The following is a 15,295-nucleotide window of genomic DNA, read 5'->3' on the forward strand; positions in this document are numbered from 1 at the left end:
ACGGATTAACAGTCCGCCGTTCTACCGACTGAACTACAGAGGAATCGTGTGAACGAGGCGCATAGTATCGACCTCAGTTCGTCTTGTCAAAGGGGGAACACGCACTTTTCGTTCGTTTGTCGACAATTTCAGCAAATCGCTGATTTTATAGCAAATTTGTGCTGAAATTACACAGCAAATTGCGCCGCCCGCAGGCGGCGCGCAGGATTAGAACAGTACGGAGTAGTTCAGACCAAACGTACGGCCACGGCCTTTATAAGTATACAGACCTGGTGCACCGTAGGTTGGGCTATACAGCCCCGGCGCACGCTGACCCCAGGCGGTGGTGTAGTCTTTGTCCAGCACGTTTTCCACGCTGAAGCTCACTTTACCCACCGGCAGGTCGTAGCTGCCCAGGAAGTCGACCGTGTTATAGCCATCGATCTTCTTACCGTCGGCATCTGACACGTCAAAGGTCTGCGTACTCTGCACGCGCAGGGTCCAGTCGCCCGGTGCCCAGTTGACCCAGGCGCTGGCTTTCGACGGGCTGGCGCTGTCTACCGTCAGCTTCTCCCATTTACCGTTTTCGCGGGTTTCAGACTTAATGGCGTTAAAGTTCGCGCCGGTGCTCCAGTCGCTGTCGGTGAAGAAATAGTCCACCTGGCCTTCAATCCCGTAGATACGACGTTTGTCGTCTTCCAGGTTGATGGTCATGTCCGTTTTGTTGATGGTGATGGTTTTATCCGAGAGCGAGTAGTACGCCGCAACCTGCGTGCGCAGGTTATCGCCGGTGTAGCGCCAGCCCAGCTCATACGCGTTAACCTTAATGCCGTCCAGCGTCGAGTCGTTAACGTTCACGCTGTTCAGCAGGCGATAGTGCCCGTCGACAAGCTGGTAAGTACCGGAGCCGTAGTACTTCGCCAGGTCCGGAATTTCGAAGCCCTGGGAGAAGTTAAACCACAGCTGCTGCTGTTCGGTCAGACGGCCAAGGATCCCGGCGTTGAACAGGAAGTTGTTGTAATTGGTTTTCCCGCCCGGTACCGCATCAGCCGATGTGGCTTTCCCGTTAGCGATGGCCTGTTGCTGGGTATAACCGACGAAGTCATCCACCTTGTTTTCGGTGTACTGATAGCGCACGCCGCCGCTCAGGGTAATGGCATCAATGTCGTAGCTGGCCTGCAGGAACGGTGCGAGGTTGGTAATGCTGTAACCCGGGTAACGGCCCACGTTATAGGCGTTCTCCAGATCCATACCGCCGCTTGCTGCCGCTTTATCCAGGTTGAAGAACTGCTGGTTAGCGTCGAAGGTTTCGTGGTCAGCATCCACACCCCAGGTCAGCGTTAAATCATCCATCGGTTTGCTGTTCAGCGTCAGCTTGCCGCCGTAAAAATCGGTTTTCTGCTGCGACGCACCGATGCTGCTCACCATGCCTTTGGTCAGTGTCGGGAACGGGTAGTAGGTCAGGCTTTCGTCACGATAGTAAATCTGTGCGACCAGATCCTGGCCCCAGAAATCGGTGTTGGAGTACTGCAGGTTAATCAGATGCCGCTCTGTGCCCGGCAGGCGGTCAGAGTTCAGGTTGCCTTTATTGTAGGCTTTGGCATCACCCGTAACCGCGGAGAAGTTTTCCCCGAGGAACAGGCCGTGCTTCCCGTCGGACTCGCTCTTGTAGTATTGCGTCGTAAGCTGCAGCTGCTGGTGATCGTCGATGTTGAGGGTGCCTGTTCCCATCACATCCAGACGGTCGGAATATTGTAATCCGGTCTGGGTGTTATCAATAATCACCTCGTTGCCTTTGCCGTCGTACCAGCCGCCGTAGCGCTGATACGATACTGACAGCCGGCCTGAAGCATTGTCGTTGCCGCCGCTCACCGCGGCTGACACGTTCTCATCGTGATCGTTATGGCTGTTAAAGCCACTCTTTGCTCCGGTCTGGAACTCCACTTCGGTATCCGGCTGGCCTTTTTTGGTGACGATGTTCACCAGACCGCCGGTGCTGCCGCCGCCGTAGAGGGACGTGGCGCCGGAGATCACTTCGATACGGTCAATGTTGAACGGATCGATGGAGTCGAGCTGGCGGCTGTCGCTGCGGGAGGAGTTCAGGCGCACGCCGTCCACCATCACCATCATCGAGCGGCCGCGCAGGTTCATACCGTAGTTGGTGCGGCCCTGGCTGCTGACGTCCATGCCCGGGATCAACTGCGCCAGGACTTCTTTAATCTCTTTTCCACCCTGAACCTGCTGTTCAATCTCAGCACGCTCAATAACCCAGGTAGTCTGCGCCATCTCCGCCACGCTGCGGTGCGCGCGGCTGGCGGAGACAACAATATTTTCTTCCTTTTGTTCTTCCGCCCACGCAGAGGTAGAAAGCATTGCAAGCAAGCAAGGATTTAAAACCCAAAGATGAGAACGTTTCATTGTTATGTAGTTCCTGAATGTGTGTGTCAGTACTCGGCGGTTCTTGCTAAAGATTGATAAACCTGGCTGCTGTCCGGGCGGGGAGTGCTACGCCAGTGGATCACGCCAGGGGTAGTGGCCAGCTCAAACGGCTCGTCGTCGTGCGCGCGATTCAGAATACGCGCGGCGCGCCAGGCCATCAGGCTGAGCTGGGGTTCGGCAATGCCAAGACGGTGCATCCCGGCATTCACGGCGAACAGGCGGTTGCTCTGCGGACCGTCCCATTCAAGGGTGAAATCATTGTTGATGCAGAAGGTTTCGTCGGCGTCCAGACGCAGGCGATGGGAGAGCGGTGCCAGAAACGCAGGCTGCACGGTGCGATAGCCGGTCGCGAAAATCACCACGTCGGTATCGAGTTGTTCACGGCCACCGTCAAGGTGATGCTGTAACGTCAGGCGCTTGCCGTTCTCCTGCTGCGCGATCGCGGTGACCGAGCGAGAGGGCAGGAGGTGTGCCCACGGTTTTTCCCGCAGCACTTCGAAGCGGTGATACATGGCGCGATAAATCGCCAGCAGAGACTCCGTGGTGATGCCGTCGGAGGTCATCTTCTGCTCGTGCAGCATCTGACGACGCGCCTCTTCGCCAAGCGTGGAGAAGCTGTCTACATATTCCGGTGTGAAATACTCGTTGGCGAAAGCCGCTTCATCCAGCGCGTTATAATTGTTGCGTCGGGAAACCCAGTTCAGGCTCAGTGGCTGACCCCACTCCCCGCGGAAGATATTCAGAAAAAGATCTGCACCACTCTGACCTCCGCCGACGACGGTGACGCGCTTGCCCGCTAAGTCCGGCGTGCGCAGCATCATCTCGCTGGCGTGGAAGCAGCTGTCATCCTGCGCCGGAGCGCAGTCAGGCAGGTTAATCTGTTTGCCAATTCCCACGCAGACGTGACGCGCCAGGAAGCGATCGCGCTGAGTCACCACGTCGAACAGACCGTTTTTTTCATCAAAACTGACCTGCTGTACCTGCTGGCTGAAGGACAGGTTGGTGAGGTTTTCCGCGGCCCAGCACAGGTAATCGGCAAACTCTTCGCGAGAGACCGTACGCTGCTCGGTGGTCAGAAAACGATAGAACTTTTTACGCTGCACCAGATAGTTAAGAAAACTGTGGCGATTGGTGGGCTCCACGGCGCTCACCAGATCTTTCAGGAAGCTGGTTTGCATATGGCAGTCCGGCACCATCATGCCAGGGTGCCAGGAGAAATGCGGCTTGCGTTCAAGAAACAGCGAACTAAAACCGTCCAGTCCCTCAGCCAGTGCGGCGATGCTGAGGTTAAACGGGCCAATACCAATGCCGATGAAATCATACGTTTTCATTGCGCTGACTCCTGGGAGACCAGAAAAAGAGGGTTATCAAGATCGGTGACATAGTTCGGCAACATGCGGCTGCCGCCGTCGTGTTCGGAGAAGGTCAGTTTGACCGGGTTGAGGATCACCCGAATAATTTGCGGCTTAAACAGATCAAACTTCGCAAAGCGTTCGGCGAGATCGGGATGCGCGGCCATATAGCGGCGCAATACCTCGGCCAGGATCTGGTAGAAACGGGTTTCGCTGACGCCGCTTTGCAGGGTAAGGCGTGAAATAAACCGCAGCACCGTGACAAAGTTACCGGTTTGCAGATCGTGAATGATGTAATCCGCACTCAGGCGCGCCGTGACGGACTTCACCTGTTCAGGCAGGCTTGCTGCCTGCGGGAAATCTTCATCCACCAGGCGCATGTCACCCTGGAAATCTTTCAGCAGGATGCGTTGCGGGGTGGCGTCTTTCATCACCAGCGTCACGTTCTGGCCGTGGGCGATAAGCGCCACGCCGTAGCGGCAGAGCAGGTGATAGAAGGGGATGACCGTCGCGTCAAAGAGCTTTTCCAGCCAGGCTTCAGCGGTCAAACCGGATTGGGCGATCCATGCGTCAATCAAGGGGCGTCCGGCGTTATCGCTCTCCATCAACGCAGCCATCAGCACCGCCTCTTCACCCTGCTGAAGATAACAGGACGGATTTTCGCGCCAGATAACCCCCAGCATCTCCTGATAACGGTAAGGCGCTTTCGGCAGCGCGGCGTAACCCGGGTGGGAAAGATACCCGGCCGCGGGCTCGCCAAGCACCTGCGCGCCACAGCGAATAAGCGTGGCATCGCTGGCGAACTGCTGCTGTAACCAGCGTGAGGCCAGCGGGCCAGCGGCAATGTACTTACCCGGAATACCGCGATAGCAGGAGGTGTTGTAAATGGTCAGCGGCAGCTTGATGTCAAACGGCGTGCGGCGGCTGGCATTGGTGAGGGTACGCAACGATTGCTGCGCCAGGTACTCGTCGCCAAACTCGCCCAGCTCAACCATTTCGCCGCGCGCGAGTTGCGCCAGGAAATGGACAGCAATCTTTTGTTGCCACTGCCACGGATGCAGCGGCACGGGCAGCCAGTTATCATCAAGATCCAGCGCCTGCCAGCGGGCATCAAACCGGGCGCGCTCGGCGTTATCCATGGCGCTCGCCAGTAGGGTATTGATATCGCAATCAACATCGCTGCTCCAGACCAGGTGCGCACGTTGCACGGCGACCCAGTGCAGGCGAAAACGGCCACGGTATTCCGGGGCATACTGGCGTAGCGCATCCAGCCCCCAGCCGCGGCGTCCCTTGTTAAAGATAAACTTAGGATGGCCGCTCATCAGGCACTGTAATTCGTCCGGGTCGAGATGAATGAGCGCGTCAGCATCCAGCGTTTCGCGCGCCTGTAACAGCTGAATATCACCCCGCAGCGTGGCATAGAGATCTTCCAGATGCTCCGCGGTCTGCGCGTCGCTCATCTCCAGTACCGTCGCAAGCTGCAGCAGTGCAGTTTCTGCGTCCACTGCGTTACCGCTGACGGTGGTCAGGCTCTCGGGGTCGATATGCAGCCAGCCCCAGATCCCGCGCGTGGCCTGGAACTGCCAGGTCTCCGCGCCCATGGTGATTTGCCAGCGATTGTCTGCCAGCTGCCGGGCGCTCAGGGTGCGTTCATATTCCAGCTCGGCGAGGATCTTCGCCACCATGTCGCGGTTCACTTTCTGCCAGTACACGTTCACAGTCCCACCTCGCTGAAGAAGCGATGACGCTGGTTCATGATGAGGCGCGAGCGTTTATGCGGGAAGTCGAACTCTTTTACGGTCTCGAAACCGGCAGACGAAAGATGGCGGAACAGGCGCTGGTTGTCGAAACGTGGCTCGGCAACGATGCGTGTTGTGCGTGGCTCATCCAGCCACAGATAATGGCTCAGACCGCGCAGCCAGCTGCGGATATACTGCGCGCCGCGCCAGTTTTCTTCCCCAACCAGCATGTGCAGGCCGCGGTCAAACGGCTGCCAGCGATAGTGACGGCCAATACGGTCTTCCGCCGCCCAGTAAATTTCAAAGTAGCCGAACGGCTGGTCATCAAAGCAGCCGATAAGCGGATAACAATAGGTCGAGTCGAGCTGACGGCGCAGGTAATTTTCCTGCTCCGCCTGCGGGCCGGCCATCTCCCAGAAGGCGTTAACGCGCGGGGTGTTCATCCAGCGGGTGAAACGTTCGCCGTCCTGCGCCACATCGGCCACGCGGAAACTCAGGGTGCGTTTAATCTGCGGGTCGTAACGGCGATAGACTTCGCCTTGCGGACGGTGAGGGCGCAGCGGGAAGTAAAGCTGACGGCTTTCATCGAACTGCATGCCGCCGTGGTTCTGGGGCCGTTCTCCCTTCAGCCACAGAGGCAACTGCCAGAACGTTTCGCGCGCCAGATAATCTCCGCTGGCAAGCGTAAACAGCGCCTGCGCCTGCGGTTCATCCTGCCAGGCAGACCAGGGGAGCGTGACGCCGGTCAGTGCCGGTGCGGCGATGAACAGCTGATCCAGCGCGTCGACTAACCAGCCTTCCGGGATACCACTCACGCGCTCAAGCACTGCGCTGCCGTCGAGACCTAACGTCAGGGGTAGAGTGTTCTCCGTTGCGGTGCAGCGAAAGCCATAGCCAGAATGGGCGATATTCGCGTTTGCCATCACGCCTTCTCCTTGTAAAACGGGTTGCTAAAGTCGAAATAGATCACTGCCGGATCGGCGATGGTGTTTTCGTTGCGATCGTGCAGGTAGCAGAAAAAGTTGCCTTTACAGTTCCAGGTTGGGCTGTCGAGCACGTAGTCGAGGCAGCGGGTCTGTTTCGCTGTTTTGCGTAATTCGACCAGTGCGTTACGCACCTGCGCCATCAGGCTCTCTTCGCTGTCGAAACCGGCGGCGGCGAGGGCGGCAGTCACGGCAAGCGTTGAGTTCAGCAGCAGGTAGTAGGGGAAGTAGCGCAGCAGCTGGCTTTCGCCAAAACGGTTTTCCACATCATGTTCACCCGCCTCTTTTAGCCATTCATCGGCCCCTTCAGTCCAGGCGCTGCCCTGACAATCGCGGTAGATCAGCCCGACGGGGAAATCCTGCTGCATCTCAACGAGGATATTTTGCTGGTGCGCCAGCAGAACCAGGCCGTAATCCGCTTCCGCGCTAAACAGCGGAAGTAAAACGCGATCGCAATACGCCTGCACCCAGCAGCGCGCAGCCCCGGCAAGGGGTAAATCCAGGCGCTGGCTCAGACGACGTACCGCCGCAACCAGCAGACTGTCACCTCCGTCCGGTGCCGCCTGCGTCAGGCTCACCAGTACGTTGGTCTGGCTGTCTGGTGTCCCGAACAGCAGGTTCACGCGCAGGGCCATCAGGCTCTCTTCCTGGATGACGCCATTTTCATCACGCAGCCCCGCCCAGCCGTCTTCCTGCATAACACGCAGGGTCGGGTAGCGTGCCTGTAAGGTCTGCCAGCGCGCTGTCTTAGCCAGACGCGCCAGGCGCATACCGCGTTTAACCTCTTTCACCGACAGCGTGCGCACGGAGTTGGTCAGGCGCACGCTGAGGGAAAACTTGATCATGTCGCTGTTGGTTTCGCTGTACAGCGAGCGCGAGGAGCTGGTGGGCAGCCACTGCGCGCCCGCTTCGCCCAAATCCTGCAGGTCGCCGTTAGCCACAAGACGCTGGCACCAGGCCTGACCCAGCAGATGCTCGGCCTGCCACGGATGCATCGGCAGCAGCCAGAAGGTATCGGTGAAGTGACCGAGGAGCTCAGGGGCGCTCTGGGCTGCGAAGCGCAGCAGGCGTTCGCGAAGAGAGACGGCCAGGCTGTCGCCGGCAATCAATTCACGCTTAACCGCAAACCAGCGCAGCGGGAAGCGGGAGGCAAAATCAGGCAAATAGCGGCGCGCTTCACTTTCGTTAAACGGCTCGTGAGATTTGGGGGCCGGGTGAAACGCATGGCCCACCAGCAGCGCCTGTTCTGCTTGCGCAAAATTCAGCGGTTTGTCACGCAGGGTTGCCCAATTGTGGCGCAAATCGATGGCCTGCCAGGTGTGGGCATGGCTTTCAAGGGTGCGTTGCTTAAAGCGAGCCAGCGTTTCGGTATCGAGTGAGCCCTTAACTGAAGGTTTTTCCAGAATTAAGTCAATCAGTTGCGTGAAAGTGACGGCGTCACCGCTGTCGCTGTCGCGCTGGATAAGCGTCGCCGGAAAGTGATACTGATGATGCTGAGTTGGAGAGAAATAGCGTACCGGAACCCGAATGGCCTGGGTTGAAGAGAGCGGAATATGAATCTGCGATAGCTCATCCGCAACGGTAGCGGGGAGATAGCGCCAGTCCTTCGTTTCACGCAACAGGGCGTTCAAAAAACACTGGGCCGCAACGTCTGTACCGGCGGAGCGGGGCAGAGTACGCATAGGTGTACCTCATTCCATGATTGATAATAATTATCGTTATGATATGCATTCTGTTTACAGTCGCAACTATTTTTGCAATATTTGTTTTCATAAACTTCATGATTTCCACACATTTATTGACACTATGTTCACATTCTCATGCGCACTTACCCTGAAACACTGACGGAAAACCTCACCCCGAAAGCGAACTGGCCACTGGCGCTATGCGCCGGATTGTTAGGTATTGGGCAAAACGGTTTGCTGGTCATGCTGCCGCAACTGGTCACCCTGACCGGGTTATCGCTCTCCGTCTGGGCGGGGCTGTTAATGTTCGGCTCCATGCTCTTTTTACCCGCATCGCCGTGGTGGGGACGCCAGAGTGAGCGACACGGCTGCAAGGTCGTGATGCAGGCCTCGCTAAGTGGCTATCTGGCAAGTTTCGTCGTGATGGCGCTGGTGGTCTGGGCGATGGCAAGCGGGATGATGAGTGCTGTCTGGGGGCTGGCGGGCCTGATCCTCTCGCGCACGCTGTACGGCCTGACCGTCTCAGGGCTGGTGCCCGCGGCTCAGACATGGGCCATTCAGCGCGCGGGTCTGGATAAACGCATGGCCGCGCTGGCGACCATTAGCTCCGGCCTCAGCTGCGGTCGTCTGCTGGGGCCGCCGCTGGCGGCGATGATGCTTAGCGTCAATCCGGTGGCACCCCTCTGGTTGATGGCGATTGCACCGTTTATTGCTCTCCTGCTGGTCCTTCGAGAGGTCGCCGATCCGCCGCTGCCGCCGGTCGCGCATCAGGCGACGCGTGTGCAGGTTTCAATGCTGCCGTACCTTGTGCTGGCGTTGCTTCTGGCCGCACTGGTGAGCCTGATGCAGCTTGGCCTGTCACCGCATCTCAGCCCTCTGCTGGAGGGTAACCCGCGAGAGGTGAGTCATCATGTCGCGCTGCTGCTGAGTCTGGCCGCGCTGGCAACGCTCGCTGCACAATTTCTGGTGGTCCGTCCGCAGCATTTCAGCCCGGTGACATTGCTCTGCCTGGCCGCGGTACTGATGGTGACGGGACTGGGGCTAATGTGTATTGCCGGGCTGGTGTTGTTCTACGTGGGGATTGTCATGACGTCGCTGGGAGCCGCCATGGCGACGCCGGGATACCAGCTGCTGCTGAATGAACGGCTGACCACCGGAAAAGGGGCGGGAGTGATTGCCACCAGCCACACGCTGGGCTACGGCCTGAGTGCGCTGCTGGTGCCTGTCGTCACACGTTTATTCGGCGAGGTATTTTTAACGCAGGCCGCCTGGGTGATGGCGCTGATGTTTCTGGTGATGAGCCTATGGGTACGGGCGGTCAATCGTACCCATATCGACCCGTCTTAATGGAGCTGGTGAGATGAATTGCCGGCAGGATCCTCATTTTGCCGCAGACGCAGCAGAGGGTCTTGCTGATAAAACTGACAGAACCGTTGCCACAGGGCCGGGAAACGGGGGGCGAAAAGCTCAGGTGCGCTAAAGAAATATTCTGACAGCACCGCAAAGCACTCCGCAGGATCGGTTGCCGCATAGGCATCGATGCTGGCAGCACTTTCGCCCACCAGATCTATCTCATCCTGGATATTATCCATTGCCGCATGCAGATCGTGTTCCCAACCTGCAACCTCACGAAGCGGGATCAGCGGTACACCGCTGGCACGATCGCCGTTGCGGGTATCCAGCTTATGCGCCACTTCGTGAATGATCAGGTTAAAGCCTGATGCGTCGAACGAGTCCTGAATATCAAGCCAGTTCAGAATGATCGGTCCTTGCTGCCAGCTTTGCCCGGACTGCACCACCCGTTGGTTATGCACCAGGCCGAAATCGTCCTGCCATTCATCGTCCACCACAAACGGTGCAGGGTAGATGAGTACTTCATGGAAGCCATCCAGCCACTCAATACCGAGTTCCAGTACCGGCAGACAGAAAAGCAGGGCGATACGCGCGTTTTTCAGGGGATCCAGCTCGAAGCCCTGCAGCGGAACCAGACGTTTTTGCTGCAAAAAGCGATCCGCCAGTTGAACCAGTTTTGATTGTTCATCCGGCTGAAGATTAGCCAGAACAGGGATCGCCAGCGCTTCATCCCACGGCAGCGCCATATTTCGGCCAGCGTCATTCGTTTTCCAGGGCCACTTAATCATCGCTTTGCTCGCAAACTCGTCACTTGAACAAAAGGGGAAGGTAAGGTTCTGTTAAAATGCCAGACATTCGGTCATTGCTTCAATTCCAGCCTGGATAAACTATCACTTCGTACGTAACGGTGGATAGCGGTTTGCTGGTATCACCTTCATTTTGTGAACTCAGTCGAAGCCTAATCTTATGACACTTACCCCATTATGGTCAGCGTGAAAACCAACTCCTTAAGGGATTTCGGCGCTTCACCGGTTGCGGCAGGACAATAAGCCGCTATTATTTTTGACTTTCGTTCGTATTGCCAGACAGGACATTCAGACGCTATGCCCGTAAATTTTGACCTTAACGATCTTTATGCTTTCAGAGCGTTAGTGGAATACGGCAACTTTCGGGTTGCTGCTGAATCTATCTGTTTGTCCCCGTCAGCACTGAGCCGCAGGATTGAAAAACTGGAGGCGGCGCTGGGAGCGAAGCTGTTTGACCGGACCACCCGCCACGTGGCTCTGACACTGTACGGGCAGAACTTTGCTGAACGTTCAGCCCAGTTGCTCGATAACGTTGAGTCCATGCTGGCTGATATTGATAAAGTGAGTGAAGAGCGGACCGGGCTGATTACCGTCGCTACGGTACCGTCTGCGGCCTATTACTTTATGCCGGATGTCATTCGTCGCTTTCAGTCCCGTTATCCGCGTGTCCGGATTAAGCTCATCGACAGCAGCGCGGGGAATGTCATTGACGCGGTTGCCCGTAGCCAGGCGGATTTCGGGATCTGTTTCGCCGGGAGTTTGCCCTCTGAAATCGAGTTTTTCCCCCTTGTGGAAGATAGCTATGTCGCCGCGTGCAGGCGCGATCACCCGCTGGCAAAAAAGACTCACCTGACGTGGCAGGCGTTTTATCAGCAGGACTATATCATCCTCGACAAAACGTCAGGCAACCGTAACCTGCTCGACCGGATGCTGGGGGATATCGTGCCTGCGCGTCCCAGCGTTTGCGAAACGCGCCATGTGACCACGATGCTCGGTATGGTAGAGGCGGGCATCGGCATTGCTGCCGTGCCCGCCATGTCGATGCCGACGTCAGAGCACTCGCTACTGACGTCTGTCCCGCTCGTGGCACCGGAGGTGAAACGCACTGTGGGGCTGATTCGACGCCGGGGGCGCATCCAGTCTTACATTGCGGCTGAACTGGAAAAACACATTACTGAGCAGTACCGCGGGACGTAACGGGGCTCATCCCCGTGTCGCGAATCACGGCGCTGGACTGTGTCGAGGAAAGGTAATCCAGCAGCGCTTTCCCTTCGCCAGGATGGTCGGCGTGGCGGGTCACGGCGCCAGCAAAGCGGGTGATGTATTGCAGGTTGTCCGGGAGTTTGCCAATAAACGTCACTCCCGGAATCGGCAGCAGTTCGCTGACCTGCTGGAAACCTACCGCGTATTTCCCTTTCGCCACTTCTTCGGCGACGGGGGTGCGCTCAACCTTCGTTGCTTTACCCATTACCTCTTTTTCAATCCCCAGCGTTTTGAACAGCGTCTGGCTGACGTATCTGCCGCTGGCGCTGTCGGAGTAGGCGATGGACTCCGCCTGAAGCAGCGTATGGCGAAGTTTCGCCTCGTTACTGATATCCGGGACGTCAGCGCCTTTTTTTACCACCATACCGACAGGGGAGTCCGCTAGTTCCGTGCGCGAGCCAGGCTGAGTCAGGTTGTCCTTTTCAAGTGTTGCCAGCGCATCGCCCACCATGATCACCACGTCGGCTTTTTCCCCGCGCGCAAGCCGGTTAGGAATTGCCTGCGGAGTCGTTCCCATAGACGGGCCGGGAATGAGCACAATGTTATCGCCGGTCTGGCGTTCATATTCCGGTGCCAGCTTTTCAAGGGCGGCTTTAAAACCGCCTGAGATCATGACCGTCACCTCTTTCGCTGAGGCACTGAAGCTCAGGACGGTCAGTATCAACGCGCCGGTGATCAGTCGAGGAATCAGTCTCATGCCGCCCCCTCTGATTTCACGGTATTTTGCAGCGTCACTGCACGACGACGGTACAGGTAGAGCGTTGCCAGCAGGGCGCACACCGCGGCGAAACTCATCCAGTAGCCGGGAGAGGCTTTATCCCCGGTATATTCAATCAGCGCGGTAGACATTACCGGCGTGAACCCTCCAAATACCGCCGTTGCCAGACTGTAGGCCAGGGAGAACCCCGCTACCCGAACTTCAGAAGGCATGATCTCCGTGAGCGCCGGGATCATCGCACCGTTGTACAGGCCATAGAGGAAAGAGAGCCACAGCAAGACGCTCAGCATCATTGAGAAGCTCGGTGCCTGCGCCAGCAGCGTCAGTGCCGGGTAGCTCGTCGCCAAAGCCAGCAGCGTCATGGCGATAAGCACCGGTTTACGCCCAAAGCGGTCCGACAGCGCACCGCCTATCGGCAGCCAGATAAAGTTGGAAATTGCCACCAGAAGCGTAACCAGCAGGCTGTCCGAAGCGCTGAGCATCAGCACTTTTTTCCCGAAAGTCGGCGCGTAAACGGTGATCAGATAAAAGGCCGTGGTGGTCATTGCCACCATCAGCATGCCGGCAATGACCACCTGCCAGTTACCGAGCAGGGTTTTAAAGACCTGATGCATCTCCAGGTGATGGCGGCGTGCATTGAACTCCTCTGTCTCTTCCAGCTTGCGGCGCAGGAAAAAGATAAACGGTACGATTAAACAGCCGACCAGGAACGGGATACGCCAGCCCCATTCACGAATGGCGCTCTCTGCCATCAGCGCATTCAGCGCAAACCCCATGGCTGCCGCAACCATAATCGCGACCTGCTGGCTGCCGGACTGCCAGCTGGTGTAAAAACCTTTGCGGCCGGGCGTGGCAATTTCAGCCAGATAGACCGATACGCCACCCAGCTCCGCTCCGGCAGAAAATCCCTGCAACAGTCGGCCAGTCAGAACCAGTAACGGTGCCCACAGACCTATGCTGTGATAAGACGGAATAAGTACGATCAGGAAGGTACCCGCCGCCATAATCGACAGGGTCACGATGAGTCCTTTTCTGCGCCCAACCTTGTCGATATAGGCACCCAGTACGATTGCCCCGATGGGGCGCATTAAAAATCCTGCGCCGAAGACGGCAAACGTCATCATCAGGGAAGCAAATTCACTGCTCGCCGGGAAAAAGGTATGCGCGATGTAGGTCGCATAAAAGCCAAAGAGGAAGAAGTCGAATTGCTCGAGAAAGTTGCCGGACGTCACGCGAAGTATCGCGCCCGCTTTCGAGCGAACGGTTGCAGGTGAGGTTGAGGAAAACATGGTTATCTCCAGTTTATTGTTGACGTTTTGCTCGTCTGTTTCTGAAAACTGGATCAAGAACCCCAAATTTATAAGCGCAATTAATACATGGACTGATGCATTTAACGCATCAATAGCGCGTGGTCGATCGGGAGTGATTGTCGTAACAACAACTTAACAATTAATTGATTTTTTATTCACCAGTTTGGGTAAGTCACTGATATTGCCGTTTTGTGACATCGCGCAGAGGCACCCTTGTTTGCAGAGAAGACAAAAGCCAGGCGATGCCTGGCTGTTAACTATCACTTACCGCGACTTACCGCAACGCGTTGGCAATCGCACTGAACATCAGTGAGGCTTCCAGCGGCTGTGCGCTAAACGACGGTTCGGCCTGCGGCCAGGTGGACCACTGAACGATCACCAGATTTTCCGCCTGGTTTACCATGATCATCTGCCCAAAGATCCCCAGCGCCCAGAGCGAGCCTTTCAGCGACTCATTCGCCGCGGGCACCACCTTCGTGGCCGTGACGGGCACTTCGTTGTTCCACCACTGATAGCCGTACAAGCCGGTCGGGTGTGCGTCAGAGACAGAGCCATCAGCCTGCGTCCAGCGTGAGGCGTCTTTCACCCAGTTGTCGGGCAGGATCTGTTTACCGTTCGGTAGTGTGCCGTTATGCAGGATAAATTCCCCGAAGCGTCCCCAGTCTTCCAGCGTGGCGTTAAAGCCATGCGCGCCGACATCATGCTGACCTTTACGGTAGGCATGCCATACACCGTCGCTCGCCATGCCGTACGGCTGCCAGATGCTCTTCTCAAGATAGGCGGCCAGGGTCATGCCCGTTGCACGCTCAAGCACGTCACCCAACAGCCAGGCGCCACCGGAGGAGTAAGACCAGTGCTGGCCTGCCGGGTGTTCGCGTTTCAGCCCCGACACCAGCTTACGCACGCAGTCATAGGTGCCTGGTTTCGCTTCACACTCGGTGAGCTGCGCGAAATCGGAGGCGGGATTAGTGTAGTCTTCGTTCCATGCCACGCCGGAGGTGTGGGTGATCAGCTGTTTTAACGTCACGCCGTCCCAGGCGGTGCCTTTCAGGTCTGGCTCGTATTGCGTGACCAGGTCGTCGAGTGAGCGAATTTTTCCCTCTTTGAGAGCCACGCCAACCAGCGTTGAGACCACGGATTTCCCGACCGAACGGGAGGTCCAGAGCGTCGTATCCGTATTGCCTTCGCCGAGATATTTCCACGCGATTTTGCCGTCTTTCAGTACTAGCATGCCGCTCACGTTCTGACGTTTCAGGTAGTCCTGCAGGTTATAGGTCTTGCCGTTGACCTGATAGCGGGCGTCAGTGAGCGGTTTCTCTGCGCTGAGCAGCGGCGTGGCGTTGCCGTGATGGAACACATCTCCCGCGTAGTTGCGGTAGTCATTTCGAAAGCCGACCACGCGATCCGCCCGGCTCCAGGTGAGCATCTTGTGCGTGTCAGGAAGCTGTTTGTCGAACGGAGCAGGGCAGGTGTTCAGGTCAGTACCGTTGCAGGCCGCCAGCGCGACAGGCGCAAACAGACCGCTACACAGGCTAATTACAACGCCCGCCAGCAGCGTGCGGTTCAGTGAAGGACAATTCATCATTTTTCTCGCTGTGATTAGGAACGCCTTCAGTTTAAGAACCCGCGGCTTATAATAAAAAACGCGTAATGGGGGAAATTCCCCCC

11 protein-coding genes are annotated in these 15,295 nt (G+C 57.1%); 2 read left to right on the forward strand and 9 right to left on the reverse strand.

The genetic code is table 11. From position 1 onward, the window contains the following. Positions 1-207 precede the first annotated feature (207 nt). Genes QLG09_RS14770 through QLG09_RS14790 form a run of 5 tightly spaced genes read right to left on the reverse strand, consistent with a single transcriptional unit; the run spans position 208 to position 8,174 of the window. Positions 208-2,397, reverse strand: coding sequence for a TonB-dependent siderophore receptor (locus QLG09_RS14770; RefSeq protein ID WP_151712445.1), 2,190 nt, complete (start codon positions 2,395-2,397; stop codon positions 208-210). A 26-nt stretch (positions 2,398-2,423) separates the two neighbouring features. After that, positions 2,424-3,749 carry a SidA/IucD/PvdA family monooxygenase gene (locus QLG09_RS14775; protein ID WP_282489020.1) on the reverse strand — a complete coding sequence of 442 codons (1,326 nt, stop codon included), beginning with the start codon at positions 3,747-3,749 and terminating at the stop codon, positions 2,424-2,426. Next, entirely contained in the window at positions 3,746-5,488 is a 1,743-nt protein-coding gene (gene iucC, locus QLG09_RS14780) for an aerobactin synthase IucC (protein WP_282489021.1), read from the reverse strand. The genes QLG09_RS14775 and iucC overlap by 4 nt, the downstream gene beginning before the upstream one ends. After that, positions 5,485-6,432 (reverse strand): GNAT family N-acetyltransferase, encoded by a 948-nt coding sequence (locus QLG09_RS14785; protein ID WP_121339354.1) that lies wholly within the window; start codon positions 6,430-6,432, stop codon positions 5,485-5,487. The genes iucC and QLG09_RS14785 overlap by 4 nt, the downstream gene beginning before the upstream one ends. Beyond that, positions 6,432-8,174: an IucA/IucC family protein gene (locus QLG09_RS14790; protein ID WP_282489022.1), complete on the reverse strand. Its 1,743-nt coding sequence runs from the start codon at positions 8,172-8,174 to the stop codon at positions 6,432-6,434. The genes QLG09_RS14785 and QLG09_RS14790 overlap by 1 nt, the downstream gene beginning before the upstream one ends. A gap of 138 nt (positions 8,175-8,312) precedes the next feature. Here QLG09_RS14790 and QLG09_RS14795 point away from each other — a divergent pair, with 138 nt between their 5' ends. Then, the gene (locus tag QLG09_RS14795; RefSeq protein WP_126487913.1) at positions 8,313-9,524 is read left to right on the forward strand and encodes an MFS transporter; all 1,212 of its coding nucleotides are present in this window, start codon (positions 8,313-8,315) and stop codon (positions 9,522-9,524) included. Here the strand turns inward: QLG09_RS14795 and mtfA are convergent. Then, positions 9,521-10,318 (reverse strand): DgsA anti-repressor MtfA, encoded by a 798-nt coding sequence (gene mtfA / locus QLG09_RS14800; RefSeq protein WP_014170764.1) that lies wholly within the window; start codon positions 10,316-10,318, stop codon positions 9,521-9,523. The two genes, QLG09_RS14795 and mtfA, sit on opposite strands and share 4 nt — an antisense overlap. Positions 10,319-10,633: 315 nt before the next feature. On the opposite strand from mtfA, the gene QLG09_RS14805 reads away from it, so the two are divergent. Continuing rightward, positions 10,634-11,533: a LysR family transcriptional regulator gene (locus QLG09_RS14805; protein WP_014170763.1), complete on the forward strand. Its 900-nt coding sequence runs from the start codon at positions 10,634-10,636 to the stop codon at positions 11,531-11,533. Here the strand turns inward: QLG09_RS14805 and QLG09_RS14810 are convergent. The 3 genes from QLG09_RS14810 to QLG09_RS14820 all read right to left on the reverse strand — a co-directional run bounded on the left by QLG09_RS14810 (position 11,508) and on the right by QLG09_RS14820 (position 15,209). Beyond that, positions 11,508-12,296 (reverse strand): substrate-binding domain-containing protein, encoded by a 789-nt coding sequence (locus QLG09_RS14810; RefSeq protein ID WP_176587149.1) that lies wholly within the window; start codon positions 12,294-12,296, stop codon positions 11,508-11,510. The genes QLG09_RS14805 and QLG09_RS14810 overlap by 26 nt on opposite strands. Beyond that, the gene (locus QLG09_RS14815) at positions 12,293-13,606 is read right to left on the reverse strand and encodes an MFS transporter (protein ID WP_020883317.1); all 1,314 of its coding nucleotides are present in this window, start codon (positions 13,604-13,606) and stop codon (positions 12,293-12,295) included. Before QLG09_RS14815 ends, QLG09_RS14810 begins: the two co-directional genes overlap by 4 nt. A 295-nt stretch (positions 13,607-13,901) precedes the next feature. Next, positions 13,902-15,209, reverse strand: a complete 1,308-nt coding sequence (locus tag QLG09_RS14820; RefSeq protein ID WP_073396273.1) for a serine hydrolase — start codon at positions 15,207-15,209, stop codon at positions 13,902-13,904. Between the last annotated feature and the right edge of the window lie 86 nt (positions 15,210-15,295).

It is taken from the genome of Enterobacter sp. V89_11 (assembly GCF_029967775.1).
GTDB lineage: Bacteria > Pseudomonadota > Gammaproteobacteria > Enterobacterales > Enterobacteriaceae > Enterobacter > Enterobacter ludwigii.

Excerpts from the sequence above, each read along its gene's own strand:
- QLG09_RS14770 (WP_151712445.1), bottom strand. The coding sequence starts at position 2,397 with ATGAAACGTTCTCATCTTTGGGTTTTAAATCCTTGCTTGCTTGCAATG.
- QLG09_RS14775 (WP_282489020.1), bottom strand. The coding sequence starts at position 3,749 with ATGAAAACGTATGATTTCATCGGCATTGGTATTGGCCCGTTTAACCTC.
- QLG09_RS14785 (WP_121339354.1), bottom strand. The coding sequence starts at position 6,432 with ATGGCAAACGCGAATATCGCCCATTCTGGCTATGGCTTTCGCTGCACC.
- QLG09_RS14790 (WP_282489022.1), bottom strand. The coding sequence starts at position 8,174 with ATGCGTACTCTGCCCCGCTCCGCCGGTACAGACGTTGCGGCCCAGTGT.
- QLG09_RS14795 (WP_126487913.1), top strand. The coding sequence starts at position 8,313 with ATGCGCACTTACCCTGAAACACTGACGGAAAACCTCACCCCGAAAGCG.
- mtfA (WP_014170764.1), bottom strand. The coding sequence starts at position 10,318 with ATGATTAAGTGGCCCTGGAAAACGAATGACGCTGGCCGAAATATGGCG.
- QLG09_RS14805 (WP_014170763.1), top strand. The coding sequence starts at position 10,634 with ATGCCCGTAAATTTTGACCTTAACGATCTTTATGCTTTCAGAGCGTTA.
- QLG09_RS14810 (WP_176587149.1), bottom strand. The coding sequence starts at position 12,296 with ATGAGACTGATTCCTCGACTGATCACCGGCGCGTTGATACTGACCGTC.
- QLG09_RS14815 (WP_020883317.1), bottom strand. The coding sequence starts at position 13,606 with ATGTTTTCCTCAACCTCACCTGCAACCGTTCGCTCGAAAGCGGGCGCG.
- QLG09_RS14820 (WP_073396273.1), bottom strand. The coding sequence starts at position 15,209 with ATGAATTGTCCTTCACTGAACCGCACGCTGCTGGCGGGCGTTGTAATT.